This is a genomic window from Gammaproteobacteria bacterium (assembly GCA_029882975.1).
Taxonomy (GTDB): Bacteria; Pseudomonadota; Gammaproteobacteria; order SZUA-152; family SZUA-152; genus JAJDNG01.
The window spans coordinates 1-22,993 of record JAOUJW010000052.1 but is presented as its reverse complement, the minus strand read 5'-3'; the positions used below and the strand labels follow the sequence as shown (position 1 = coordinate 22,993).

General features: G+C 59.1%; 30 protein-coding genes. 8 read left to right on the top strand and 22 right to left on the bottom strand.

Translation table 11 applies throughout. The features are described from left to right. The 16 genes from OEY58_22395 to OEY58_22320 all read right to left on the bottom strand — a co-directional run. Nucleotides 1-1,592, bottom strand: a 1,592-nt coding sequence (locus OEY58_22395) for a hypothetical protein (protein ID MDH5328205.1), incomplete at its 3' end; no start/stop codon positions are given. Then, nucleotides 1,589-1,750, bottom strand: coding sequence for a hypothetical protein (locus OEY58_22390; protein MDH5328204.1), 162 nt, complete (start codon nucleotides 1,748-1,750; stop codon nucleotides 1,589-1,591). The genes OEY58_22395 and OEY58_22390, both read right to left, overlap by 4 nt. A 1-nt stretch (nucleotide 1,751) precedes the next feature. Next, nucleotides 1,752-3,674, bottom strand: coding sequence for a hypothetical protein (locus OEY58_22385; GenBank protein ID MDH5328203.1), 1,923 nt, complete (start codon nucleotides 3,672-3,674; stop codon nucleotides 1,752-1,754). Further along, the gene (locus OEY58_22380; GenBank protein MDH5328202.1) at nucleotides 3,671-4,864 is read right to left on the bottom strand and encodes a LamG domain-containing protein; all 1,194 of its coding nucleotides are present in this window, start codon (nucleotides 4,862-4,864) and stop codon (nucleotides 3,671-3,673) included. The genes OEY58_22385 and OEY58_22380 overlap by 4 nt, the downstream gene beginning before the upstream one ends. Next, nucleotides 4,861-5,169 carry a hypothetical protein gene (locus tag OEY58_22375; GenBank protein ID MDH5328201.1) on the bottom strand — a complete coding sequence of 103 codons (309 nt, stop codon included), beginning with the start codon at nucleotides 5,167-5,169 and terminating at the stop codon, nucleotides 4,861-4,863. The genes OEY58_22380 and OEY58_22375 overlap by 4 nt, the downstream gene beginning before the upstream one ends. 10 nt (nucleotides 5,170-5,179) lie before the next feature. Beyond that, nucleotides 5,180-5,524 (bottom strand): hypothetical protein, encoded by a 345-nt coding sequence (locus OEY58_22370; protein ID MDH5328200.1) that lies wholly within the window; start codon nucleotides 5,522-5,524, stop codon nucleotides 5,180-5,182. 157 nt (nucleotides 5,525-5,681) lie between these two features. After that, a complete protein-coding gene (locus OEY58_22365; GenBank protein MDH5328199.1) occupies nucleotides 5,682-7,622 on the bottom strand; it encodes a hypothetical protein in 1,941 nt (646 codons plus the stop codon). Further along, nucleotides 7,622-7,975, bottom strand: a complete 354-nt coding sequence (locus OEY58_22360) for a hypothetical protein (GenBank protein MDH5328198.1) — start codon at nucleotides 7,973-7,975, stop codon at nucleotides 7,622-7,624. Before OEY58_22360 ends, OEY58_22365 begins: the two co-directional genes overlap by 1 nt. Beyond that, a complete protein-coding gene (locus OEY58_22355; protein MDH5328197.1) occupies nucleotides 7,976-8,158 on the bottom strand; it encodes a hypothetical protein in 183 nt (60 codons plus the stop codon). Between the two features lie 4 nt (nucleotides 8,159-8,162). Further along, a complete protein-coding gene (locus OEY58_22350) occupies nucleotides 8,163-8,483 on the bottom strand; it encodes a hypothetical protein (protein MDH5328196.1) in 321 nt (106 codons plus the stop codon). Nucleotides 8,484-8,530: 47 nt separating this feature from the next. Continuing rightward, complete coding sequence (locus OEY58_22345) at nucleotides 8,531-9,001, bottom strand: hypothetical protein (protein MDH5328195.1); 471 nt, start codon at nucleotides 8,999-9,001, stop codon at nucleotides 8,531-8,533. Nucleotides 9,002-9,049: 48 nt separating this feature from the next. After that, complete coding sequence (locus tag OEY58_22340) at nucleotides 9,050-10,135, bottom strand: DUF4043 family protein (protein MDH5328194.1); 1,086 nt, start codon at nucleotides 10,133-10,135, stop codon at nucleotides 9,050-9,052. A gap of 20 nt (nucleotides 10,136-10,155) precedes the next feature. Beyond that, nucleotides 10,156-11,052, bottom strand: a complete 897-nt coding sequence (locus OEY58_22335; GenBank protein ID MDH5328193.1) for a hypothetical protein — start codon at nucleotides 11,050-11,052, stop codon at nucleotides 10,156-10,158. 52 nt (nucleotides 11,053-11,104) lie between these two features. Beyond that, entirely contained in the window at nucleotides 11,105-13,018 is a 1,914-nt protein-coding gene (locus OEY58_22330; protein ID MDH5328192.1) for a hypothetical protein, read from the bottom strand. Next, nucleotides 13,003-14,463, bottom strand: a complete 1,461-nt coding sequence (locus tag OEY58_22325; protein ID MDH5328191.1) for a terminase family protein — start codon at nucleotides 14,461-14,463, stop codon at nucleotides 13,003-13,005. The genes OEY58_22330 and OEY58_22325 overlap by 16 nt, the downstream gene beginning before the upstream one ends. Then, nucleotides 14,463-14,921, bottom strand: a complete 459-nt coding sequence (locus tag OEY58_22320; protein MDH5328190.1) for a hypothetical protein — start codon at nucleotides 14,919-14,921, stop codon at nucleotides 14,463-14,465. Before OEY58_22320 ends, OEY58_22325 begins: the two co-directional genes overlap by 1 nt. Nucleotides 14,922-14,954: 33 nt before the next feature. Here OEY58_22320 and OEY58_22315 point away from each other — a divergent pair, with 33 nt between their 5' ends. Further along, the gene (locus tag OEY58_22315; protein MDH5328189.1) at nucleotides 14,955-15,104 is read left to right on the top strand and encodes a hypothetical protein; all 150 of its coding nucleotides are present in this window, start codon (nucleotides 14,955-14,957) and stop codon (nucleotides 15,102-15,104) included. A gap of 198 nt (nucleotides 15,105-15,302) precedes the next feature. Here OEY58_22315 and OEY58_22310 read toward each other — a convergent pair whose 3' ends face one another. From OEY58_22310 to OEY58_22285, 6 genes are all read right to left on the bottom strand, one after another. After that, the gene (locus OEY58_22310) at nucleotides 15,303-15,527 is read right to left on the bottom strand and encodes a hypothetical protein (protein ID MDH5328188.1); all 225 of its coding nucleotides are present in this window, start codon (nucleotides 15,525-15,527) and stop codon (nucleotides 15,303-15,305) included. A gap of 111 nt (nucleotides 15,528-15,638) precedes the next feature. Beyond that, a complete protein-coding gene (locus OEY58_22305) occupies nucleotides 15,639-15,815 on the bottom strand; it encodes a hypothetical protein (GenBank protein ID MDH5328187.1) in 177 nt (58 codons plus the stop codon). An 11-nt stretch (nucleotides 15,816-15,826) separates the two neighbouring features. Beyond that, nucleotides 15,827-15,976 (bottom strand): hypothetical protein, encoded by a 150-nt coding sequence (locus OEY58_22300; GenBank protein ID MDH5328186.1) that lies wholly within the window; start codon nucleotides 15,974-15,976, stop codon nucleotides 15,827-15,829. Further along, nucleotides 15,976-16,305 (bottom strand): D-Ala-D-Ala carboxypeptidase family metallohydrolase, encoded by a 330-nt coding sequence (locus OEY58_22295; GenBank protein ID MDH5328185.1) that lies wholly within the window; start codon nucleotides 16,303-16,305, stop codon nucleotides 15,976-15,978. The genes OEY58_22300 and OEY58_22295 overlap by 1 nt, the downstream gene beginning before the upstream one ends. Nucleotides 16,306-16,851: 546 nt before the next feature. After that, nucleotides 16,852-17,076: a helix-turn-helix domain-containing protein gene (locus OEY58_22290; GenBank protein MDH5328184.1), complete on the bottom strand. Its 225-nt coding sequence runs from the start codon at nucleotides 17,074-17,076 to the stop codon at nucleotides 16,852-16,854. A gap of 350 nt (nucleotides 17,077-17,426) precedes the next feature. Continuing rightward, nucleotides 17,427-18,143: a site-specific DNA-methyltransferase gene (locus tag OEY58_22285; protein ID MDH5328183.1), complete on the bottom strand. Its 717-nt coding sequence runs from the start codon at nucleotides 18,141-18,143 to the stop codon at nucleotides 17,427-17,429. A 434-nt stretch (nucleotides 18,144-18,577) separates the two neighbouring features. Between OEY58_22285 and OEY58_22280 the strand changes: the two genes are divergently transcribed. From OEY58_22280 to OEY58_22250, 7 genes are all read left to right on the top strand, one after another. Continuing rightward, complete coding sequence (locus OEY58_22280; protein MDH5328182.1) at nucleotides 18,578-18,793, top strand: DUF6511 domain-containing protein; 216 nt, start codon at nucleotides 18,578-18,580, stop codon at nucleotides 18,791-18,793. After that, a complete protein-coding gene (locus OEY58_22275) occupies nucleotides 18,793-19,548 on the top strand; it encodes a hypothetical protein (protein MDH5328181.1) in 756 nt (251 codons plus the stop codon). Before OEY58_22280 ends, OEY58_22275 begins: the two co-directional genes overlap by 1 nt. Then, the gene (locus OEY58_22270) at nucleotides 19,548-21,599 is read left to right on the top strand and encodes an AAA family ATPase (GenBank protein MDH5328180.1); all 2,052 of its coding nucleotides are present in this window, start codon (nucleotides 19,548-19,550) and stop codon (nucleotides 21,597-21,599) included. Before OEY58_22275 ends, OEY58_22270 begins: the two co-directional genes overlap by 1 nt. After that, nucleotides 21,574-21,894, top strand: coding sequence for a hypothetical protein (locus OEY58_22265; GenBank protein MDH5328179.1), 321 nt, complete (start codon nucleotides 21,574-21,576; stop codon nucleotides 21,892-21,894). Before OEY58_22270 ends, OEY58_22265 begins: the two co-directional genes overlap by 26 nt. Next, the gene (locus tag OEY58_22260; GenBank protein ID MDH5328178.1) at nucleotides 21,876-22,253 is read left to right on the top strand and encodes a pentapeptide repeat-containing protein; all 378 of its coding nucleotides are present in this window, start codon (nucleotides 21,876-21,878) and stop codon (nucleotides 22,251-22,253) included. Before OEY58_22265 ends, OEY58_22260 begins: the two co-directional genes overlap by 19 nt. A 48-nt stretch (nucleotides 22,254-22,301) precedes the next feature. Beyond that, nucleotides 22,302-22,670 (top strand): hypothetical protein, encoded by a 369-nt coding sequence (locus OEY58_22255; protein MDH5328177.1) that lies wholly within the window; start codon nucleotides 22,302-22,304, stop codon nucleotides 22,668-22,670. After that, a partial coding sequence (locus OEY58_22250; GenBank protein ID MDH5328176.1) for a pentapeptide repeat-containing protein occupies nucleotides 22,652-22,993 on the top strand: 342 nt, incomplete at its 3' end. The genes OEY58_22255 and OEY58_22250, both read left to right, overlap by 19 nt.

Here is a 22,993-nt window from a genome sequence, read left to right as displayed (position 1 = left end):
ATGTCCCATGCCGTGGACAGACTGTACTGATACACGGTGTCGTTGGTGAAGCCCATCATATACATCTTCGTGCCGTCGCTCTTGAAGGCAATGTCGTAAGGTGCCAGGTCCTGTGCGGACACGCTGAATGAGACGGTATCGTAAGACGCCGTACTCATGTCCCATGCCGTGGACAGACTGTACTGATACACGGTGTCGTTGGTGAAGCCCATCATATACATCTTCGTGCCGTCGCTCTTGAAGGCAATGCCGTAAGGTGCCAGGTCCTGTGCGGACACGCTGAATGAGACGGTATCGTAAGACGCCGTACTCATGTCCCATGCCGTGGACAGACTGTACTGATACACGGTGTCGTTGGTTAAGCCCACCATATACATCTTCGTGCCGTCGCTCTTGAAGGCAATGCCGGTAGGTGACGTGTCCTGTGCGGTTACACTGAATGAGACGCCGTTATAAACGGCTGCGCCCACCAGCCAAGAGCTAACCGAAAAATCCGTCAATGGCCGCCCGTCTATCCGATCCTTGTTCACAATCGACCACATGGAAACCCCATCGGATACTAGCGCGAGAGGCTCGTATTGCCACGCGAACGTAAAACTCACATCTCCGTTGATCGTGTCCGAGCCCGCCCGCTGAATCGTGATCGTATTGGTCGCGTCCGTGGCCACAAAGACGAATTCCATTCCCTCCACATCGGCAGCAGCCGGTAGCGTCAGGGTCACCGCCCCGGCGCTGGCATCGATCAGATTCAACCCGGCATTGGCCCAGGTCAGCGTCGCAGTCGCCGTGTGCGTGGTCACGCCCGCCACGGTATCCCGTACCACGCAGTTGTCGAACCAGGTGGTCCCCGCCGTGGTGTTGTCGTCGATGCAGCCGTAAACGTACACCGCCGCATAGCGGGCCGTGGTTGGAGGATTGATGGACGATCTAAACAGCGTCCACGCAGTCGGATTCCCCCCGTTCAGGTCAAATATCGTGCTGGCGGAAATGAACCCCCCGGCAGCGGTGAAAAACCGCACTTCGGCCTTGGAATGAATCCCGGCCACGCTGCTCTTGGTTTCCACCGAAGCCAGCACCGCCACGGTTCCGCTGATCTCGAACTGATCTCCGCTCGCCCAGCCCCCGCCGTTGCCGGTTCCACCGGGTGAAATGCACTTCAGGCTTGCCGCGCCGTGCGCATTCTCGGCGGTGTCGCGGGCAATGGTCCCGTTGGTGTACGCCGTGAGCGTCCAGTTGTCCGGCGTGCCGTCGCTGTCGGAGTCGGCCTCAAATGAGCCGTTGACGACCTTGTTGTCGCTGGGGTTTACCGCGTCCGCCACCTGGGGGTCAAACGGGTCAATCGTGTTGATCGTTACCAGGGAGCTATCCTTGATGATGATCTTGTAGTTGCCGGTGCCCCAATAAATCTGTTCCTCTCCCCGCGAGTCCAGAATGATCGGGTTTGCGTGGGGAGTGGCGGCGGCGGAATCCTTGTAGGTCGCCTTCAGATCGGTGGTGCCCGGAGCGTAGGTGTAAACAAGTCCGCCGACCAGCGCGTCTCCGTTGGCATCGACGGCGCGGAATACGGGGTTGGGGTGGAGCTTGGCGGTCATTTCTTCCCGGTTTTATCTTCTGGCGACGGGGAGCGGGTCATGGCACGCAACCCCTCAACCTCTTTCCGAAGTGCCTCGTTGTCCACGGATAAGCGCATGTTCGTGAGCACAAGATCACCAATATAACGGCGGATGCTGTCGTTAAATTCTTCGTCCATGTTATGTTCCTATCAGTCCGTGACCTGCGGTGCCGTGCAAATCATCAATCAGTGCCTTTACGCGCTCCGCAAGCTGCGGTAGCGTAACGGTTGCCGTGTTGAATGTTGTGCGGGTGGCGGTGCCTGTGGCTGTGGCCCATCCGGTTATACGGCTTTTAACCACCTGCGTACCACCGATTTGTAAGACTCCAGTCAGGTTTGTTATTGCAGCAGCGATTGAAATGGTTCCTTGACCAATAGTTCCAGACCCTCCTGATGCGCTGATCCTTGAATCATAATCAATGTTGTTCCCAGAAGAATGGAAATCAATATGAGGGGAATTGGCCGCACCAAGTGACCCGATTTCAATACCAAATCCGCTTGAGTATGCAGTGAACGCACCAGGTTTGATATCAATTGACACTGATCCAGATGCAAAAGACAATACTGACCCTGTGACACTGGTGGTAATGCTGATCGCATTTGTGATGGAAGTAGTCTGCGCAACCTTAATCGCAGTCCCGTCTGTGCCGATGGTAGTTCCAGTACCGCCTAATGGTCCAATATTTATCCCCGTCTTTATATCAATTGTTGCACTGTTAAGATTGTATAAGGCGATTCCAATATCTTGGGATGATCCTCTAACATCACCCCCCATTGCAACCTGGATTCCGGTTCTGTAAAGGGTAGACGCTCCGGTGCTTACAACTGTATTGAATTCTGCCGCCGTAGCGTTAAGTGTGTTGGTACATCCGCTATTTAAACCGCAATACCCGTTTATACCAAAATAAGCCCCCTTTTCGGTGCCCGGCCCACCGCCATCCCCTGTAGATGAAAGCACTTGGCCGATAGTGGCTGCATAATTTCTATCTGAATTTGCGGAATTAGTTGCCCCAGATTGGATCAGCCTCCCCATCAATGCGTGCCGACCGCCTTTTGTGTTGGAATCCCCAAACCGCAGATCAACCATCAACGCATTAGCTTTAGACCCGCCACCTGCGGTAGCGTCAGCTACGTCATTATCCACTTTGAAATGGTTGTACATGATCTCTTGCGGAGTTGTTCCTGACAAGGTATTTCCGCCGAGAACGTATACCCCAATACCCCGAATATCTCTATCCGAGCCTGAGTCTCCAACACCCCCACCCATCAAATAATAATGTCTACCTGTGTCGGTAATCGTACCTGCCCCAGAAGCATAAATCCGTGCTCCTGGAGCATAAACAAACCTAGCAGTTCCAGTAATTGTCAGCGATGTTGTAATAGCGTAATCGCCGCCATTATGATCGTTAGGGACAAATATTTCTGACCCTGAAGCAGCCGTAATTGCAGCACTAATAGGGGCGGCGTTGTCGGTAGTTCCGGCGTCTCCAACAGCCCCAAACCATCGAATATTTATTCTCTCCCCTCCAAATGTCCCTGCCGTCGTCCCGGTCCCGGTGAAGATTTGCCGATGAATATCCCCCACCGGTGCACTGTTCAGCGTCACCGTCACCCCTGGCGAGCGGTTGATCACACCCGAACCAATGAAATCCAGCGTCATGGTTGAGGGTACGGTTACATTAGCGGTTGCCGGAAGTGCCGTATGCACACGCAGCGTAACAGTGTTCACCCCCGCTGCCGTCACCGCCTCTTGCAGCGTGGCGTAATCGGCGGAATCCAGCACGCCGGACAGGATCGGCTCATATCCGTAGGGGCGGAAGTTGTCCACGGTCTTGACCGTCGCACCACCGGCATTTTTGTACACCAGCTTGTAAGACTGGGCCTGCCAGTAAATGACCGCCTCGCCGTTACTGTCCAGCACCACAGGGTTGGCATGGGCGGCAGCCATAGCCGCGTCGGTATACGTTGCCAGCAGGTCCGTGGTGCCCGCCGAGTAGGTCGTAATCGACCCCAGTGGGAGATCGGTTCGGAAAACCGGATTTCCTTGAAGTGCGAGGCTCATGCGGTCACTTGCTCCATCTGCCCTTGCGCCATGGCGAACGGGTAAACGGTAAGCGACCTGATCCACCCGCCAAGATTAAATGTCCCTGTGTAGGCGCAGCCGATGTATCCCGTGGTGAGCGACAAGGGCATGGACCCGGCGGTATCCGAATCCTCTTGTGCGCCATCCAAGTACAGACGGAAGTCATTGGCTCTGGCAGACACCGCGATGGTATGAAATGCATCCAGCGTAGGCGTCGTTGCGGCACTTGCAAACGTGGCCTGAGTCACCCCGTTGGATGCGATCAATGTGCGGTGGGGGCGGGCGGCGGTGTTGAGCAAATAAATGGTGATCCGGTTGGTGGCCGTCCCGAAGTCAAATACCGTCCGGGAGGTGCGCAGATCGCCGATCGGCATGTACTCCACCGCGATAGTCAACTCGTCCAGTGTGACGAGTCCCGTTGCATTATAAGACACGGCATCGGCGTTGCGGGTGCCAGTGGCCCCGCTGGTGATGATCGGCGTGGTGCACGCTTGACCGGCCTCCAATCCCACCAGCACCACCCGGATGGTCACCCCCGCAGGGATGGTAAACGTCACCACCTCCCCGCCCACAGCGGAAATACCCTCACTCAAATACCGCGCATAGGCCGTGCCGGAAATAGCGGTGGAACCCAACGCACCAAGGGCGAAGCTGGCCCCGGAACCTGTCACATGCCGCGCGATGCACTGCATGGAATGGGTGGCCGCCGATGCGGCACCCGTCACTGTCACCGTCCCCCCGCTGCCTCCACCCTGCATGTCGATCGCGTAGGTGCAGATACCGGAGTCCACCAGCGCAGCAAGGGCCGTTGCGTCGTCTACCACCGAAACACTTGCGGTGCCGGTAACGCCATACCCGGTAGTCGGGCTTCCCACCCCGGGAGCGTTGTAAACCGTCACCTTGTTGATCGCGGCGGCTTCTGTCATCAGACCGTTGGTTGTGTTGATCCGTGCCGCGCCCGAAGCAGCCTTGGTCCAGATACCAGCAGCATCCGGGTACAGGGCCTCTGTGGCACGGACGAGAGCAACGGTTCCACCCCACCCCTGCCCGTTCAGGCCATATCGAAGGTCGCGGGAGAAGGTATACCCGTTCGAGTACGGAGCGAGAGCGTTCCCATCACGGGTTCTCGCATCGACCGTGGAGGCGGTAATGGCGATTGCGTCGGTCATTTGCTCTGGTAGGCCGTAACGGTTCCCGTGTTACCGCTCCAATTCAGGCGGGTCCAGTTGAACGTGCCGGGCACCGTGAAAGCGGCACTGGCTGTATATGTCCCAATCGTTTTCCATGCGGGCGTCGCCGGGGTGGTGTGCGCATCCGGGTGATTGCTCACCTGCACCAGCACCGTGGCGGCGGCGGAAATATCCAGATCAGTGCCAAGCCCTTCGTCAGGGACCGGTTGAACGCTGCTGGTCGATGACGCAGTGGCGTCTGCATTTACCCATACGGTCGGCGGAGGATTTTTCTGATAGCTCATTCGTTCTCCATTATTTCTTCAGGTCCAGATTGAACTGGGTTTCAAATTGACTTCCATTCGCATACATGGCGTCATACACGGTCACCCGCATCTTCCACCGCTGTCCGTGCTCGCTCTCATCGGTGAATATCTGACCAAGGTTGATTTTGAACTGCTGTTTCAGAAGTCCGCCGGTAACCCCGACCGTGAACAGGGATGCATGGGTAACGCTATCCTTGTCCCGGTCGGTTTCCCCGTCCCGGTCGATTTCGCACAGAATCTTGGTGGCGGCATCCAGATCAACAGCGGTCGTTCCGATATTCATATCGAACTGGTGCCAATCGTCTGTGCCGATGCGGACGGTGACTACCGACATGGCGTTACAGTCCTCCGCTCCGGCACATAGACTACACGGCGGCGCTCAGGGATATGCCGCACTGTTCTCCGCTCGCGCAAGTAGGTAATGGTGGCATTGCATCCACTCAGAAGCGCAACGGACAGCGGCCCGCCGGACATCCAGAAGAAAATCATGCTCATGCCGGATCAATCCCAACAAGGGTTTTGGCGGTCACATCGCGCGTGACGGTCCCCGTGAAACTGGCGGTTGTATCGTCCTCCTTGTAAACCACCATCGTGGTATCTCCGACAGAAATTTTATTTCGCAAGGTTCGCAATGCCTGAAGTACCGTGCGCCCACTGGCCCCACCACCATCTGCCACCGACATGTCGCGGGTGAGAAGCGCGTCTGCAATGGCAACGATAGTCGCAGAGGGCAGGGCTACCCCGTCCGTTCCGGTATCCAGGAGGATCGCGGCCACGTCGGTCACGATCGTTGCCACATCGGAGCCCTTGATGGCGGAATCGGTTACCGTGGGCGAGCCGGTCAGATTGTTCACCAGTGCCTTGTACTGACCACGGATTTCCACGGTAGCATCCGCGCCATTTAACGTAATCGTTCCCAATTCCTCACCGCCAATAGTTACCACATCACCGGATTCCAATCCGTTCAAGGTCAGGCCGCCAGACCAATACCGGATTTCCAGTGAAATTGTCTGTCCGGCGGTCTTGTTGATCACGGGAGATGCGGCTCCAGCGATACCCGAATGGGAGCGTATGAACCGGTAATCGCCAGCCAGAGTCAGCGTTAGCGGTCCGACAATTGTGCAATTGTACAGGTGCGCCTTCTGGATTGACGCGGTGCCGAATTCGCAATCGTGGAACTCCATTTCGTTGGCTGCCGTGCCGATTCCGGACACCGAAATGTCCTCGAAATGGCAATAATTTACTGATTGCCCGCCGAGCGCTATGGTGCCTCCGCGCCCTGAGAACAGGGTGCTGGTGTATGTGGAGGCAAGGGTGTAGGTGGACCCAGGAGTAATATCAATCCCGTTGAGATTTGTAGAGGCCAGAAGCGTAACAACGGCAGCGGGGGTGGATACCGGGTTTCCCGCCGTGCCATCCACCCCCACAACGGTGTTGGTGTTGGCCACGCTGTCGTCGTACCACACTCGGGCGTTGACGTAGGTATCTGCGCCGCGCGAAAAGGCCACGAAAATCTGATCAACCGCAAGCGTCGCTGTGGTCAGGCCGGACGCGGCATAGAACCGAATGCGGGCAAGGCCCTTATTCGCACCGCTCCCGGTCATGTCCACAAACATATCGTAGGAATTCACGTTGTTGGACGCGCTGGACCCGTCGAGCGTTCCGATCTGGACCCATGCCGCTGCCACCCAGTCGTAACCATACACGCCGAGCGTGTCGTTAGTGCTTGACAGATAGCCTGTCATCTGAACCGATGACGCGGCACCCGAACCGATATTGAACTCGTAATACAGATCCATCGCCCCAGCGGTGTCCGTATGTTCGTGCCGAATCCCGTCCAAGGCCGCCGTGGACGTGTAGGTGTTTGCAGATTGCGTGCCGGTGGTGAGCGTATATCCCTGCGCTGGGCGGTGAATAGCAGACCCGACGTTCGCGATGCCGGAAAGCTGCGACTGCGTGGACGGGAAGGTGTCACCTGTCAGTCCGGTGGTATCGTATTGCAATTCCAGATTGTCGGCGGCCACTGAATCGTTGCTGATCTGCGCCACATTCACGTCGGGTGCGGTGGAGTTCAGGTCGAAATCCGTCAACTGCACCTCCAGCGTCGTGTCTTGCATGCTGGCTGCGCCACGGAGGAAAAACGTGACTGAATCGGCTCCGGTTGCCAGTGCCGCATCTGGCGGGTGGAATTCATACAGGCCGGGTGCGTTGGTGGCGTCGATCTCCTTGAATCCGCCAGTCTCCCACGTCCCGAGCGTCGTAATCGTCGCCAGCGTGATCGCCGTGGCCGCTGTAGCGCCTTCCCGCATGTAATAGGCGGTAAGCCCGGCGCTGTTGTAAACCAACCCGGAAAGGCCCACGCCGGTGCTTGAATTGGTAATGAACACCCGCAGGATTTTGCTGGTGGACGCCTTGGCAATCTGCTGGAACATCAGAAGTATTCCGCCTTCACTGGCTCACCGGACGATGGGGAAGCGGCACGCTTGCGGAACTCGATCCGTGCCCGCTGTGAATCCTCCCGCAGGTCCGCCGTGCGTGGTTTCGAGAAGTATGGAGCCAGATCGTAGGCCAGCATCGCCTTCAGGCCGTGGACGAGCGTATCATCCAGTGCCTCTTTCACGAAGCCGATGTCTCCCCGCTCATAGGCATCGTCGATCATCTCATCCAGCACCAGACCGGCCAGCACGGAATCCTCGGGGGAAGCCGTGTTGCCAGCCCCGACAATTCCAAGGCGCTGGAGTGCGCCATTTTTGATGTTGGTCGCAATGGCGTCTGGGGAGGCCACTTACTTCACTTCCTTGAAATGGCTGTTTCCACGCAGCTTGATCGCCATTCGACGCCCATGTTCCCCTTCAGGGATGGTCACCGCCGGGCCGTTTTTACGAAAGGTAAAACCGAATTTGGTCACCGTTTCCGGGCCTGAAAACCCGTCGTGTGGATCGCCAATGAATTTGAATTTCCACGCCATCGGATTATCCCTTCGGTCGTCCCGGACGACGCGGCTGAATCGAGTGGGGTGCAGCCTGTGGTCCGCCCACAGAAACTTCCTTGAAGTGGCCGCAGTTGCGCAGCTTGTCGAGTACCCGCTCGTTGTTCTTATCGCCGGGAATTTCGGGAACCTCAACGGGAGGACCGTTCTTCTTGAATGTGAATCCGAACTTGGTGATCTTGTCCGGACCATCCCCGGCGCTCGCGGAAAGCGATGTTTCCAAACGCTGGGCGCGGGTGCCTTTGTCAACGACCTTTTGCCGAAAGCTATCTTCCGGCTGTCCTACAAACTGAAAACTTGGCATGTTTCCTCCAAAAGAAGGCCCCCCGAAGGGGGCCATTCAGGTTAAGGTTACGGGGTGAGATACAGGGCGACCATCGTGATCTGTCCGGTGCCACCGGCATTGGCGGCAACGTTGAAGGTCACATCAAGGGTCGTTTCGGCGTTGAACGTCTTGGGACCGGCGGTTTGCAGTACCCCGGCGAACGGGAGAAAAATACCCGCTACCGGAAGATGTACCGAAACGTCGCCGGTAACCACGCCATGGTTGCCAAACCCATCAGGATCCGCAACCTCATCGCCATTCGCCAACCAGCCAACGTCAAAATCCAGGGTTTCAGTCCCGGTGTCGATGTCGGCGGCCTGAATCCACCCACCAATCACGGTGGCATTCGCAGGCACCTTGCAGGCGCTCCAAATGTCAGCCGCAGTGGGATTGGCCGCGATGGTGTACGTTCCATACGCGGCCTGCAAAGTGCCGCCACCCGCCCCGACGTAAGCCGGGAACGTGGAAGCCGCACGGGTTGATGCAATGTCAGCCATTTCGTTCTCCTAGTGTTATTGATATAACTGATTGATATCAGTTAACTATCAAGTATCAGCCGCCGAGGCAGAGTACAGAGTCAGGATTCCGTTGTCCTTCAGATCCGCCGTATCGGTAGCGCCGGAGCCAAACACCAGCTTATCGACACCGCGAATCTCCTGGATTCCCACGCCGTGCTGGAAGTCGAAATCATCGACATCCACGGTGGTCTTGGTGCGCTGCGCCCAAGCCAGTCCGAGGGCCTGCGCCCCGCACAGGTAGTTGGGCCGGATGACAGCCGAGGAAGCGCCGACCGCCCCGAGGGAAGCGATTTCCGGCAGTTCCTTGATAATCATCCCGTCCCACAGCAGATCGCCACTGTTGAACAACGGATTCGACATCACGTCACGCGGACGCGCTTCCCGGTTGGTCTGCGCCAGCGAAGCCTGCATGTCGCGGAACGAGTAGGTGTTGGCCCACCAGATGTACCACTCCTGCTCGCCTTCGCTGCCTTCTACCCGGATCGGCTTGATGCGCGGGTTCGCTTGGGAGGCAAACCGCTTGGCGATCGAAGCCTGGCCGGTATCGAAGATTTCCGTCGAGGCGATCACCCCGAGCGAAGCACTGTGATCTGCACCGTCGTTGTTGTCCAGCGTGTCGCCGAACATGGTGCGGTCGGCGTTGTCCACCAGCCACGCATCCTTCTGGGCCTCGGTGGCGCTGGCATGAGCAACACCGTTGATATTGCCCATGGCGGCCACCAGATCGTTCCGCAACGTGTCCATGGCCCAGGTCTTAAGCTGGGTACGGGCGGCGTCGCGCAGGGCGATCGCGGACTTCTGCTCTTCCCACGCAGTCATGGTGACCGCGTGACGAAGCACATCGACCGTGATCGCCATTGAGCGGGAATCGAGCGATTCCTCGTTCCCCTTCAGGGTGGTGTTGCCAGTTACACCGGCATTCGCCAGAGAGCGAACGGCGGCGTAGGTTACCTTGTTTCCGGGCTTCACGGTCAGGTCGGTCTTGACCTGAATCATGGCGTTTTCGTTCTTGCCCATGTACTTGTTGAAGCGGCTGGCACTCACATACTCAGTGAAGAACTTGGAGTCCCACTGTTGTGGAGTCAGTCCGGTTGCGGCGGAAGTAACGGCCATTTTTCTTTCCTATTTCTTTCTCACCCAAAATGCTTGGGCAGCGCCGCGTCCAGCGGATCGACGGGTTCACGAGCTTTCGCCATGGCCCCGCCTGGAGCCGCGTGGTCACTTAGGCTGCTCGGCAATTTGGGCGTCGGCGCAGTCTGCGCCTGTTGAGTAGTTGCCTGTTGCACTTGTGGCACCGTTTGTGTGTTTGCTCCCTGCGGAGCGACTTGTGGAGCGCCAGCAACCAACATGCCAATTCGATAAGCGAACTCACCCGGATTCGCATTCTCGCGCATCTGGCGGACAAGATCAGGGTTCACCAGCGCGGCATTCTGGAATCCGGTCATGGCATGATCGAAATCCTGATATTGCGCACGGGCTTCCTCTTCGCTTTTTTCAATGGCCTGTTTTTGGAAGGCTTCAATCTGCGCCTGTAGGGGCTGCATCGCTTGCCTCACCGCGTGGTTCGGGTTTGCGACCTGTACAAGATTGCCTTCCGCGTCGTAAAGATTGAACATCTCCGGTTCGGCGGGTTGGTTTGCCTGTTGAGTCTGAATGCCGTTCTGCGGCATCGGCTGTTGAGTCCGTTGCTGCTGACCGGCTTGTGGCTGTGCCCAGATGGGCGGCGGCACATTCAGAACCTCGCGGGCGGCCTTATCCGCTTCATAGGCACGGTTTTTCTCGCGAATCCGCGCCAACTCCGCCTTCAGGGCGGAAACCTCGGAATTTTCAGATGAATCACCCTCGGCAGGCGGCGACCCTACCGGCTCTTTTTCGCCCGTTTCCGCCACCGCATCCGGTGCCACCGCTTCATTTGAAACGGCCTGTTCCGGCACGGCAGGAGTTTCAGCGGATTCCTCCGCAGGCTCCTGTGCCCCGTGTTTGGGCATGGCTGCATCCAGTGCGTCCATCTCTTCTTTTACGTCGCTCATTGCTTTTGCTCCTGTCAACGCCCGTTACAGTCGGCGACACTGAACGCCCGGTTCACCCGGCGACGGTGGGCGGACCACCACTTTGGAGTTCCGCCAAAATCTGCATTACCTTTGCGCGGTCGAGATCGGCTGAGGCGCTGGACTTATCCGCATCCTCAACAGCCTTCTCCGTCTTGGCCTCGCGTTCCTTGATCTTGGATATCGCATCCTCAATCTGGATGCGCATCTGCTGTTCCTGCTCCTGGGCGCGTTTCTGCTGTTCCTCGGGAGTCCCTTCAAGCAGCTTGATAATCTCGTCCACCTCGGGCACGCCAGACAGTTTGAGCAGCGCCTTCCCTTCCGGGGAATTGAGTTGAACCCCGGACTTGGCCAGTTCGGCGAGAGTTCCAAACTGCTCCTGCTTCAACGTGGCATAGTCAGGGGAGTCGCCGATGATGATGTCCACGTCCAACTGGGCCAAGTCGTTTTCACGCCGAACGATCTCGTCTAAACGCGGATCAGCCGCATATTCGGGTGGAAGCTGCCCACCGAACTGGCTCATCAGTTCGTCGCGCATTGTCACCGGGCGATTCAGTACGATCCATTTCGGGCTTTCCGGATTGTCGGTCACTCGAATGGCACGCTCATCTGTCCAGAACTGGTGAATGCGATTCCACGCTTTTCGGTAGGTGCGTTTCTGCCAATCGCGCAGGGCGTCAAACACCGGGCCGAGTTCCATCTGTCCGCCTTGCTGGCGGACCTGAATGGCGCGGCCACTGTCACGCTCGCCACCCTTTCCTTGCAGTGCGGCATTCGCACCCACGGCGTCGATCTCGCTCTTCGCTTCCTGGAGCAGGTTGAACTGAGAGGCCGCCATGTCATTGGTGTCGAGTACCTGAAACTGCAATCCGGGTAAGGTTTCGATCCACCCATCGGGCCGGGCAAGCTCTTTACGCGCCTTGTTTACATCCTCGACCGCCCCCTTCTCGGATTGAACCTGCCGCACGGAAAGCAAGTGCAGAGCTTTGGAGCGGCGCTTGTTGATCTCGTCCTGAATGGCGAGCAGTGGACGAACCACTCCGTATCTATGCCCTTGACGGTTGATCTTGGGGGACATGCAGATATACGGATCTTCAAGGACTCCGCTCTCGTCCCTGTATGGGCTTTCGTCCGGACCTTCCAGAATCCCGCCTCGGGTGAACACCCCACGGAAAATCCGCCCATCCTCGCGATACCAGATTTCGACCACCCGTACCCGATTGCGGTTCGTGTCGATCCATACAGTCGGCTTATCCGCGTAGGTGTCCTCGCTCTTGGCTTCTCGCCAGGTGGTTTCCAGCAAATCCTCGCTTCCCGGCCACATTCTCAATGCTTCGTCACGGTCTTTCCAGATAATCTGCCCGCGATAACGGGCGTCCTCGAAGTCCCGACGCCGTGCATATGGATCGTAGAAAAACCGATCCCACGGAATGCCGGTGATCTTGACCTCGATCGTTCCCTTGGTGGATGGTTTGGCAATGACTTCTGCAAACCCGGAACCTTCGATAATCAGGTTCTCGTTTACCTCGGAACGCACCTTGTCGAACTCGCTGTTCAGGACAACGAACCGCAGAGCTTCGGTGGCGGCGTCCGCCGCAGCCTGATCCGATGGATTGCGCGGCATGACCTTCGGCTGCGTCCGTTGCTGACGCTCCGCTCCCAGCAGGTAATCCACCTTGGGGGCAATGCGGTTGAATACGCCGTCGGGCTGACCCCGCGCCTTGAGTGTCGTCACCTCTTCCGATGTGCGCTGGATTCCGTCGTAGTAGTCTCGGTCTTTTTCCGAGCTTTTCCGCGCCGTTTCGCTGGAATCCTCGGAGTCCCTGAACCACTTGACCCACTGTTCGTGTAGAGTGGTCCGCGCAGCATGGCGGGCAGCGATCTCTTCCGGGGTTTCGTCCAGGATTTCCATTTCCTGCCCGTGCATCGCCATCAGGCCACCTTCCATGCTTCTACACCGGAATCGCTATCTCTGGCAAACGCACGATCCCACCGGTCCGGCAGGACGGCGGCTGTCTCGGCTGCCACTGCCCACGGTCGGCTCATGCAGGCATACCGAGCCTCGTCATACGCGTGGTCCTCCTGCCGGGTATCCACCTGTTCCGGATCGCGCACGTCCATGACCAGTTCTGGAACGGTGCGGATAAATCCATCGGTGCAGGTGTCGAACACGTACATCATGGGCCGATCGTCCACGCCGATGAGGCGGGAGCGAAATTCATCGTGTCCGGCCTTCCGCGCATTCGTCTTGTTGTTCTGCGACTGGGCGCGGCTGATGGGAACGCCGACGCGGGCCATCTTCTCCGCGATCGTCGGGCCATCATGGGTACTGAACATGGCGGGATCGCCAACGGTATAGCGAATGCGCTCGCTCTTGTCCTCCTCGGCCAGGATTTGCGCCGCCACCTGCTCGCTGGTCAGTTTCAATCCCGTATCGGGTTTTCCCGTCCATCCGTACCACTCCCGGTAACGGATCATGGCACCAGAAGGGTACTGCCTCCCATCCGGCAACTGCTCGCCATCGGAAATGGCCCACCAGCCGACGGAAAACGGCTTGGCACTGCCCCAGTCGATCGAGCGGAACCGCATCCAGTGAACTGGAATTTCAAAGGGATCAATGACGTGCTTTTCCCGCCGCCACATTTCAAGCGCCTGCCCGGCCATGATGTCCCAATCGCCATCACGCATGGCCCGCACCAGTTCAGGCGTGCTCAAGCCCTCCAACTTGGCGGCATAATCAGGATCGGTTTCCATCATGGTCGGATTATCGTCGAGCCGCGCCGGGATGTACTGGCGCGGCATGCCACCTTCCTCGCGTGGAGCCACATGAATTTCCATTGCAGGAGCGGCGCTCACAAACGCCCGCTTTACCCACTGGTGACCGACAGACCCTGGATTGCTCCCGCAGACAATGCGAGGCAGAAGCTCTTTGTACTCATCCGGAATCTGGAGTCCACCCAGACGAACACGGGAGCGCAGAAAGCGGTACTGGTGCTCGGTGAAGTGGGTCAACTCATCCATCAGCAGCACATGAATTTGCGCACCCTGATACTTGATGAGGTCGCCGTCGTTCTGCAAATGGCAAAGCCGCAGGCGGGAACCATTGGGAAACGTGAACTCTCCGTCCGACACCACCCACTTGACCGCCCCGGAATCAATCTGAGGACCAAGCAACTCCAAAAAATTGGAAGGCCCGCGCAGGTGGTTCGACACTAGATCGGGGTACGATTTGCGAAACAGATAAACGAGCACTCCTGGAACCAGAAGGCACCAGCGGATGGCCTCGATGCGGAGGAAGTAGCTCTTGCCTCCGCCGGCAGCGCCGCCATACAGGATTTCCCGTGCGGGGCTGTTGAAGGCCAGGGTCTGCTTTTCGTGCAGCGTTACCTGCATCAGACCTTTGTCCCCGCCACGGTGGTCAGAACGGTGAAGTTAATCTCCGCCCCGTTCTTGCCCGTCACCTCATGCCGGACGCTCTTGCGCTCCATCGACGCCAGATGCTTGAGTTCGTGGATCATGTTATCCAGCGTCATCTTCAATTCTTGGGGATTCATAGCGCCCCGGTCTTCCCCGTCATCACCCTTCGCACCAGGCAGAATCATCGTACTTCGTACTTCGGCGATCAGCTTCCGAAGCCTTCCGATCTCGTTCTTGATCCCGATCGCCTGGGCCAATTCCAGCTTGATCCCGAAGTCTTCCGGAGCATCCAGCATCCAGCCCTTGACCACCCGCCACTCGGGGATTCCATCCTTGCCGCACACGTCCTCCGGATTCTTACCATCCATGACGGCAAAGCAAATCTCGCGCCCAACTTCCTCGTCGTAGGGAATGTCAGCCTTGCGTTTTGCCATTACTCACTCTTCCGGTCCTGGGCGATGCGAAGAATGCCCCAGACAATTGAAATCCCGGCGGCGATTATCGAACCCACCAGTGAAAAGAACTCCAGAATGGGGGTGGCCGTCTGGATGAACTGCGTGATCCACGCAATGCATGCGCCCCCGATTATCCCGACACAATCCATGACCGCTTTCTGATTTGGCCCGCTCATCGACTGACGAACCGCCCCCGATTATCCCTCTCCGGCTTCCGCTTTCGCTCCAGGCGCTCCGTTTCCTTCTGGATGGCTCTCCGTACCCACATGACGATGCCGAAGGCCGCAAACAGGCAAATAATCGCTCCCACCGTCAGGATGAGAACCGCTCCGGTTACCGGTGGCATGGGTTGGCCTGTCATCACACCCCTCCCCGACAGAGTTCATCGTAGACCGCGTTGTTCCGGTTCACGTCGTCGCGCTCCGAGCCGTAGATCGGCTCATAGAACGAGCAGTAGTCATCGATCACCATCGTTCCCCTTGTATTTCTCCCGCACCCGGCGGCGTTCATCAGCATCAGCATCAAAACGATCGCGCACGTCCCTGACGGTCCCAGCCCGGTTAATCGCTTCACGGTACTGCTCATTCTCAGCCTCCGCACGTCCAGCCTCACGGTCCCGTTCACGCTCCAGGAAACCGAACCATTTCCCAAAACCATCGGCGATCGCCGACAGTAGCGTAAGGATGGAACCGAACATTACTTCGCGGCAATCGTGTCACGGGCGAACATCACCATGATCGAACCAATGGCCGACTGCACCGCAGTCACCTTGTCGATCTCACCGGTCATAAACGCACCAGCCGTGGTAATCAACGCCACCACCACCGTCCAGAACGTCTTACTCGTCGCGTTCCGCTTCAGAAACTCACTCATGACGATCCCTCTCAAAGAAACCCACCCAATGCAAACCCCACCACCATCAACCCAAAAACAGCCGCCGCCAGCGGATACAGAACCCACCCCGGAACCCACCTCGACACCGCCCGGCCACGAATGGCCAGGTACAGGTCAGAGGGATTCACGCGGAAAGACATCAGTAGCTCCAAAGCCAAGGACGGGGATGCCGACCATCGGCCTCCAGGTTGTCCAGATGCAAAAACCGGCTACCGATCTCCCCACGCTGGGCAACACCAATCCCGGCCATTCCCACCATCCCAGCAATCTCAATCAGCCGCCGGGCATGTCCGCCATACACCAGCACATCCACCGCCCTCCCAGTCGTATGCACCGCAGCACCCGCCCGCCCCCTCGCCCTCCCAATCGCCTCATCGTGGACAATGCACCGGTAAGCCGAAGTCAGCACCATGGGCCGCCCATAAATCTCCCGCACCCGCTCCAACAACGCCATGAACCCCCGATCCATTGCCACCTGCCCACACCCACAACGGCACATAAGCTCATTGCGGGTGAAGTGACGGCTGAATTCCAAGGCGTCAGACATCAGCATTTCGCCCCTTCTCAGACCGGAAGCCAGCGCAGTTCATGACTTCCTCCCAGAAAAAAAATGCTCAAAAAATTTGCAGAGCCGAGACTGGAAAACGGGGAAAAAATATGGGGGGTGGAGCACGACCGCTTCGGCAAAGAGGGGGGGCCTCGCTGCATGGGGGAACCGGGGGGGGGTGGGGGTCGAAATCAGCCGCTCTCCCATCCAGCTCTGTCCCCGTTGTGTCCCAAGCGTACTCATTGTGCCACTCAACCCCTGTGTTATCGGCCACTTAGACCCATGATACATCAGACTGCCAATCCGATGCATGGTCTGGTTGCTGCGCCCCTTGGCCATTCTGGATGGACACGCGCAGGTGCTGCCCCGAAGCGAGCGGCAAGCGGCCAGCCCACCAAACCTATACCACCATTCGCGCCACAATGATGCACGCTTTGCCCCTTATTGTGCGTTACGCCCCGCAAATACTTATGTGTCTGCTGTCCCTCTACCGGCCTCGTCCCACCAGGCTTGCAGGTGGACCAGGTAGATGCGGCGTTGCACTCCCAGCCTCATGTGGCCCAGGCGTCCGGAGTCGCACCATCGGCAGATAGTCTCCCTCGCGACTCCGGCAATGCGTGCAACATCACCGGTGCGATACCATTCCAGCACTTCCAAGCCGGCCCCCTCGATCTGGCTCTCAAGCGTGACCATGACTGCTCCCCTCTTCGCTGGCGGTCTCAATGGCTCGGCGTTGTGAACTCACCATCTCGGTCATAGTACGCAGGAGCCAGACGCTATCGGTTCGGGCTGGCTTGCGTTTGAATTGCATGGACTGGCCGATGCGGATCAGTTCGGATTCAATTGCGTCTAGAACATCGGTGTGGCTGGACATGGTTCGATCTCTCCCTCTACTTGGCTATCTATTCTCCCCCTTAAGACACTCCCCCCTATAATCCCCCACTCGCCAGCCTCATGTGGCCCAGGCATGGTATCGGAGCCGGGGTTGCGGCGGTCATCAAGTGGACTATCGGACAGTTCCAAAGCCAAATTTAGCCGTTGGACTAAAAGAAGCAAGGCCCTCCAGTAATCCGCTCACTGGCTAATTTGAAATAGTTAACATCCATCTCGATACCGATGAACGATCGCCCGGTATTGTGCGCCGCCACCCCTGTCGTGCCTGACCCCATAGTGAAGTCGAGGACGGTTTCACCTTCGTTGGTGTAGGTGCGGATTAGATATTCCATCAGTGTGATCGGCTTCTGTGTTGGGTGGAGACTCGTTTCCGCTTTGAATTTCTGAATTGATCGCGGGTAGTTTGTGTGGGTTTGGGTGTAGGGCTTACGGACACAGTGCCCCAAATTGTTCTTCTCAGGTTTATGAACTCGCCGATCTGAAGCCGGGATTTCTACCAGATTTTGCGGGTGATACATTGTGTGATGTGCGTTAAATACAACGATGTCTTCGTGCATTTTCAAAGGTTGTTTTTTAGCCAACTGTGGGTTGCTTGGCCGACCCTTCTCCCACACCCAGCAATACTTAAACATTGCCATATTCGACGCGATCAGCGTGGTCGTGAACGGCTGGCTTGCCGTCATTACGATCGCGCCATTCGGTTTTATCACCCGTCGCAACTGCTCCCACATCGGGGCCAGGGGTACCACAGCATCCCACTTACACGCCGTGGTTCCGTATGGCGGATCGGTCAACACCATATCCACTGACCCCGATTCGATCTCTTTCATCCGCTCGAGACAGTCGCCAAGCATCAAGTTAATCATCAGTCACTCGCCAGCCTCATGTGGACCAGTGTAGCTGCATTCGCGGCGTCGTCAACGCCGTAGAGTACCAGGCATGGTATCGGAGCCGATGGATAGGGCGAGCGCTCTTTGCAGCGGGTGGAGCGGACAATGCGTATCACTATGATCGGGCGTCCGTAGTCATCCAGCACGGTGATGTCTGGTCGGATGGAATCCATCTGGCCCCTACGCCTTGGGAGCTTCACATCTCCTCGCACGTGCCTAAACGCTTGTTTTAATGCGTGATATGCTTCTGCCTTGAGTTCGAACTCGGTCGGTTGGCGGTTGCGCAAGCTGCGGGTGTGCCTGTAGCTCATATCTTTTTTTGGCATTGCCCTTGACGTCCCCTGCGTAGTCCTATAAGGTATGTAGGTGGGGCGGCAACAAGTGTAACATACAGACAGAAGGAACACACCATGACCATCTACCAATCCGCCATCCGCTCAATGGAACAGGCGGCCATAGCCGCGTGCCTGGGGCCCCTGGGCGACTACGTGGCCGCGCTGGGGCTGGACAAACCTCTGGCGGACTACACGAAGGACCAGATCCTGGGCTTGGTCGACGTGGTGGTGACCACCTACCAGGACCGGATGGTGGCCGGCCACGAGGCCCAGGCCGGGGTGCCGTTCTGATGCTGGACTTCAACCACCAACCGAAGTTCCACGAGCAGGTCACCGACCTGATTGATGCCGCACTCCAGGCGGAGCAGACGGAACAGCAGCCCCGCGACTACCTGGGCGGCTCACGCCTGGGGATTTCCTGCGAGCGGGCCTTGCAGTACGAGTACACCCACACCCCCGAGGATCCAGGTCGGAGCTTCTCCGGCCGCATCCTGCGGGTGTTCGAGGTGGGGCACGCACTGGAAGACCTGGCCATCCGCTGGCTGCGGCTGGCCGGCTTCGATCTGCACACCCAAAAGGCCAACGGTAGCCAGTTCGGATTCTCCGTCGCCGGCGGCCGCATCCGGGGCCACGTGGACGGCATTTTCTCCGGCGGCCCCGAGGGCCTGGGCCTGTCGTTCCCCGCCCTGTGGGAGTGCAAGACCATGAACGCCAAGGCGTGGAAGGAGACGGTCAAGAAGGGCGTGGCCAAGGCCAAGCCGGTTTACGCCGCCCAGGTGGCCGTGTACCAGGCGTACATGGAGGGGGCCGTGCCGGGCATCTCCCACAACCCGGCCCTGTTCACCGCCATCAACAAGGACAGCCAGGAGCTCTACTTCGAGTTGATGTCCTTCGACGGTGGCCTGGCGCAGGAGATGTCCGACCGGGGCGTGCGCGTGATCACCGCCACGGAGGCCGGAGAGTTGCCGCCCCGGGTGACCACCACACCGACCCATTTCGAGTGCACCTGGTGTTCCTGGCAGGACCGCTGCTGGAAGGCGGGTTGATGGGCGATTGGCGCGACTTCAACGACGCCCCGGACAGCGTGGGTGCGCGGACCATCGATGTGGACGCCGTGCGCCGGGAACTCTCGGACCGCCTGGAGTCGATGCTGGCCTACCTGTTCCCGAACGGGACCACCCGCAACGGCACCTTCCAGGTGGGAGACCTGCAGGGCAGCAAGGGCAACAGCCTGTCGGTGGAGCTTACAGGCGGGCGGCGCGGCCTCTGGACCGACTTCGCCACCGGCGAGGGGGGTGATGTGATCGACCTGTGGGCCGGGGCCAACGGCCTGTCCGCCCGGGCCGATTTCCACCGGGTGATCGAGGGGGCCGCCGAGTGGCTGGGGGCTGTCAGTTGGCAGAATCCGCTGTCACCTGACAGGACAGCGGCGGCGGATTCGGGTAAGGCGCCAAAGCAGCCGCACATGGATGAACTGGGCCCGGCCACCGCAAAGTGGGACTACACCACGGCGGACGGCAAGCTCATTTGCTGCGTCTACCGCTACGACCCGCCGGGCGGCAAGAAGACCTTCCGGCCGTGGGATGCGACGCGGCAAAAGTGGGGTGATCCCACGCCGTGGCCGCTCTACAACCTGCCGGGCATCGCCCAGGCGGACACCGTGGTGTTGGTGGAGGGCGAGAAGTGCGCCGACGCACTCATCCAGGCGGGCATCTGTGCCACCACCGCAATGCACGGCGCCGGTGCCACGGCCAAGACCGCCAAGACGGACTGGTCGCCCCTGAAGGGTAAACGGGTAGCGGTCTGGCCGGACAAGGACGCGGTGGGCTGGTCCTACGCCGAGGCCACGGCCAAGGCTGCGGCGGAAGCCGGAGCCAACTCCATGGTCATCCTGCTGCCACCGGACGACAAGCCGGAGAAGTGGGACGCCGCCGATGCGGTGGCGGAGGGGTTCGACTGCGCCGGCTTCATCTCCCACGGCGAGCGGAAGGTGGTCCGGGATGCACCGCCGACGCTCCCCACCTTCACCCTGGGCGAGATGCTGGATGACGACTCACCCATCCCGCCGGATCTCATCGGCCCGCGGGTGCTGACCCCTGGTGGTTTGTTGGTATTCGGCGGCGCACCCAAGGTCGGTAAGAGCGACTTCCTGCTCTCCTGGCTGACCCATATGGCCGCCGGCGCCACCTTCCTGGGCATGACGCCCTCCCGCCCCTTGCGCGTCTTCTACCTGCAGGCCGAGGTCCAGTACCACTACCTGCGGGAGCGGATGAAGGCGATCAATATTCCCGCGCACCGGCTGAACGATGCACGCCGCAACTTCGTGGCTACCCCCCAGCTGCGCCTGGTACTGAACGACGAGGGGCTGGAGCAGATCATCCCCGCCATCGAATCCGCCTTCGGCGGCGAGACTGCCGACGTGATCGCCATCGACCCCATCCGGAACGTGTTCGACGGCGGCGGCGACGGCGGCGAAAACGACAACACCGCGATGCTGTTCTTCCTCTCCGAGCGGGTGGAGCGTCTGCGCGACGCGGTGAACCCGGACGCCGGCGTCATCCTCACCCACCACACCCGGAAGCTCGGCAAGAAGCAGTTCGAGGAGGATCCGTTCCAGGCCCTCTCCGGCGCCAGCGCCCTGCGCGGCTACTACACGACCGGAATGATGCTCTACCGTCCGGACGAGACCCTCACGCCACGGCTGCTGATCCACGAGCTCCGGAACGGCCAGGCCATCCCCCACAAGCACGTGGACAAGATCAACGGGGTATGGCGGGAGGTTCGGGACTCCCAACGGCTGGTGCTGAAGGACCACGGAGAGCGACTGGATGCCGAACGGCGGCGCAAGCGGGACGTGATCCTCCAGCTTCTGTTCGACGAGGCCAGGGAAGGGCGCTGTTACACGGCCACCCAGTTTTCCGAAGCCTTCGAGAGCAAGTGCGGACTGGGTGCCGACCGGACCATCAACCTGCTGCACGACGTGGGGGGCATTGCTAACCACCTAAACCGGGACACCGGGAGGCTGGAAGCCATGTTCCGCCCGCGATTCAGCCAGAAAGAGGAGACTGACCATGACTATCAAGTGCTGCTGCCTTGATCCGAGATGTACCGTGGGGCACATCCGCCCTGGATTGGCATACCACATTAATTGCCTGGAAGATGCGGAGGTTGGGCGAGTAACCGCTTTTACTTCACCGGCTGAACGGTTGGAGCACGCCGCGCCAAAACTACTAGCCGCTTTGAAGCGGGCTGTTGCCCTTTACGGGAAGACCGGAGGCCCGTGGAACGTGCCTGGCGACCCTGGCGGGTGGCTCACCCAAGCGAGAGACGCGATTGATCTCGCAGATGGAAACGCAGTAGAGGGAGACCGACCATGGACCAAACCAAGCTAGCCGAAGTCATCCGCCTACACGCTCTATACCTTGCGAGCGGTGGGGTGGAAGGTGAGCGGGCCGACCTGTCTGGTGCGAACCTGACCGAAGCGAACCTGTCTGATGCGGACCTGTCCGATGCGAACCTGCGCGGCGCGGACCTACGCTGGGCCGACCTGTCTGGTGTGGACCTGACCGGTGCGAACCTGCGCCGCGCGAACCTACGATGGACCGACCTGTCTGATGCCGACCTGTCTGATGCCGACCTGTCTGATGCGGACCTGTCTGGTACGTACCTGTGCTGGGCCGACCTGCGCGGTGCGGACCTGACCGATGCGAACCTGACCAAAGCGAACCTGACCGGAGCAATAAGGAGCTAACCCCTCACTCGCTGGGGGTCACGCTTAAAAATCAAAAGGAGACCGACCATGTACCTGAATGACCAAAAGAACACCATCTACTTCCCCCGCACCCGGCGAAGCGGTAGAACGATTGAGCCGGTGGTGGATATCCACACCATAACCGCCGGACTACGGGTATCGCATGCCGGGGGTGAACGCACCCGTGCCATCGTGGTGGAGGAACCCAACGGTTGCGAGCGATGGATCACCGTAGACCCCGGCGAGCGGATCACCAAGGACCGCCTGCAAAAGGAAATCACCCAAAGCATCCATGACTTGCGATTGCATGGATGGGTGACCGATATAGTGGCGGCTTGTACCAAGGCCGAAGAGTTGCGCGATATACGTGTTTCGGCTGGGGAAAAGGAGACCAGACCATGGACCAAACCAAGCTAAACGAAGTCATCCGCCTGCACGCTCTATACCTCGCGAGCGATGGGGCGGAAGGTGAGCGGGCGAACCTGACCGGTGCGGACCTGCGCGGTGCGTACCTGTTTGGTGCGGACCTGACCGGTGCGTACCTGTCTGGTGCGTACCTGTCTGGTGCGTACCTGCGCCGGGCGAACCTGCGCCGGGCGGACCTGTCTGGTGCGGACCTGCGCTGGGCGGACCTGTTCGATGCGGACCTGCGCCGGGCGAACCTGCGCGGTGCGAACCTGTCTGGTGCGGACCTGTCTGGTGCGAACCTGACCGAAGCGGACCTGCGCGGTGCGAACCTG

Bases quoted from the DNA above. Each gene is read 5' to 3' on its own strand.
- OEY58_22390 (MDH5328204.1), bottom strand. From the start codon at position 1,750: ATGGACGAAGAATTTAACGACAGCATCCGCCGTTATATTGGTGATCTT.
- OEY58_22385 (MDH5328203.1), bottom strand. From the start codon at position 3,674: ATGAGCCTCGCACTTCAAGGAAATCCGGTTTTCCGAACCGATCTCCCA.
- OEY58_22380 (MDH5328202.1), bottom strand. From the start codon at position 4,864: ATGACCGACGCAATCGCCATTACCGCCTCCACGGTCGATGCGAGAACC.
- OEY58_22375 (MDH5328201.1), bottom strand. From the start codon at position 5,169: ATGAGCTATCAGAAAAATCCTCCGCCGACCGTATGGGTAAATGCAGAC.
- OEY58_22370 (MDH5328200.1), bottom strand. From the start codon at position 5,524: ATGTCGGTAGTCACCGTCCGCATCGGCACAGACGATTGGCACCAGTTC.
- OEY58_22365 (MDH5328199.1), bottom strand. From the start codon at position 7,622: ATGTTCCAGCAGATTGCCAAGGCGTCCACCAGCAAAATCCTGCGGGTG.
- OEY58_22355 (MDH5328197.1), bottom strand. From the start codon at position 8,158: ATGGCGTGGAAATTCAAATTCATTGGCGATCCACACGACGGGTTTTCA.
- OEY58_22350 (MDH5328196.1), bottom strand. From the start codon at position 8,483: ATGCCAAGTTTTCAGTTTGTAGGACAGCCGGAAGATAGCTTTCGGCAA.
- OEY58_22345 (MDH5328195.1), bottom strand. From the start codon at position 9,001: ATGGCTGACATTGCATCAACCCGTGCGGCTTCCACGTTCCCGGCTTAC.
- OEY58_22340 (MDH5328194.1), bottom strand. From the start codon at position 10,135: ATGGCCGTTACTTCCGCCGCAACCGGACTGACTCCACAACAGTGGGAC.
- OEY58_22335 (MDH5328193.1), bottom strand. From the start codon at position 11,052: ATGAGCGACGTAAAAGAAGAGATGGACGCACTGGATGCAGCCATGCCC.
- OEY58_22330 (MDH5328192.1), bottom strand. From the start codon at position 13,018: ATGGAAGGTGGCCTGATGGCGATGCACGGGCAGGAAATGGAAATCCTG.
- OEY58_22325 (MDH5328191.1), bottom strand. From the start codon at position 14,463: ATGCAGGTAACGCTGCACGAAAAGCAGACCCTGGCCTTCAACAGCCCC.
- OEY58_22320 (MDH5328190.1), bottom strand. From the start codon at position 14,921: ATGGCAAAACGCAAGGCTGACATTCCCTACGACGAGGAAGTTGGGCGC.
- OEY58_22315 (MDH5328189.1), top strand. From the start codon at position 14,955: ATGCCCCAGACAATTGAAATCCCGGCGGCGATTATCGAACCCACCAGT.
- OEY58_22310 (MDH5328188.1), bottom strand. From the start codon at position 15,527: ATGAGCAGTACCGTGAAGCGATTAACCGGGCTGGGACCGTCAGGGACG.
- OEY58_22305 (MDH5328187.1), bottom strand. From the start codon at position 15,815: ATGAGTGAGTTTCTGAAGCGGAACGCGACGAGTAAGACGTTCTGGACG.
- OEY58_22300 (MDH5328186.1), bottom strand. From the start codon at position 15,976: ATGTCTTTCCGCGTGAATCCCTCTGACCTGTACCTGGCCATTCGTGGC.
- OEY58_22295 (MDH5328185.1), bottom strand. From the start codon at position 16,305: ATGGATCGGGGGTTCATGGCGTTGTTGGAGCGGGTGCGGGAGATTTAT.
- OEY58_22290 (MDH5328184.1), bottom strand. From the start codon at position 17,076: ATGGTCACGCTTGAGAGCCAGATCGAGGGGGCCGGCTTGGAAGTGCTG.
- OEY58_22285 (MDH5328183.1), bottom strand. From the start codon at position 18,143: ATGATTAACTTGATGCTTGGCGACTGTCTCGAGCGGATGAAAGAGATC.
- OEY58_22280 (MDH5328182.1), top strand. From the start codon at position 18,578: ATGACCATCTACCAATCCGCCATCCGCTCAATGGAACAGGCGGCCATA.
- OEY58_22275 (MDH5328181.1), top strand. From the start codon at position 18,793: ATGCTGGACTTCAACCACCAACCGAAGTTCCACGAGCAGGTCACCGAC.
- OEY58_22270 (MDH5328180.1), top strand. From the start codon at position 19,548: ATGGGCGATTGGCGCGACTTCAACGACGCCCCGGACAGCGTGGGTGCG.
- OEY58_22265 (MDH5328179.1), top strand. From the start codon at position 21,574: ATGACTATCAAGTGCTGCTGCCTTGATCCGAGATGTACCGTGGGGCAC.
- OEY58_22260 (MDH5328178.1), top strand. From the start codon at position 21,876: ATGGACCAAACCAAGCTAGCCGAAGTCATCCGCCTACACGCTCTATAC.
- OEY58_22255 (MDH5328177.1), top strand. From the start codon at position 22,302: ATGTACCTGAATGACCAAAAGAACACCATCTACTTCCCCCGCACCCGG.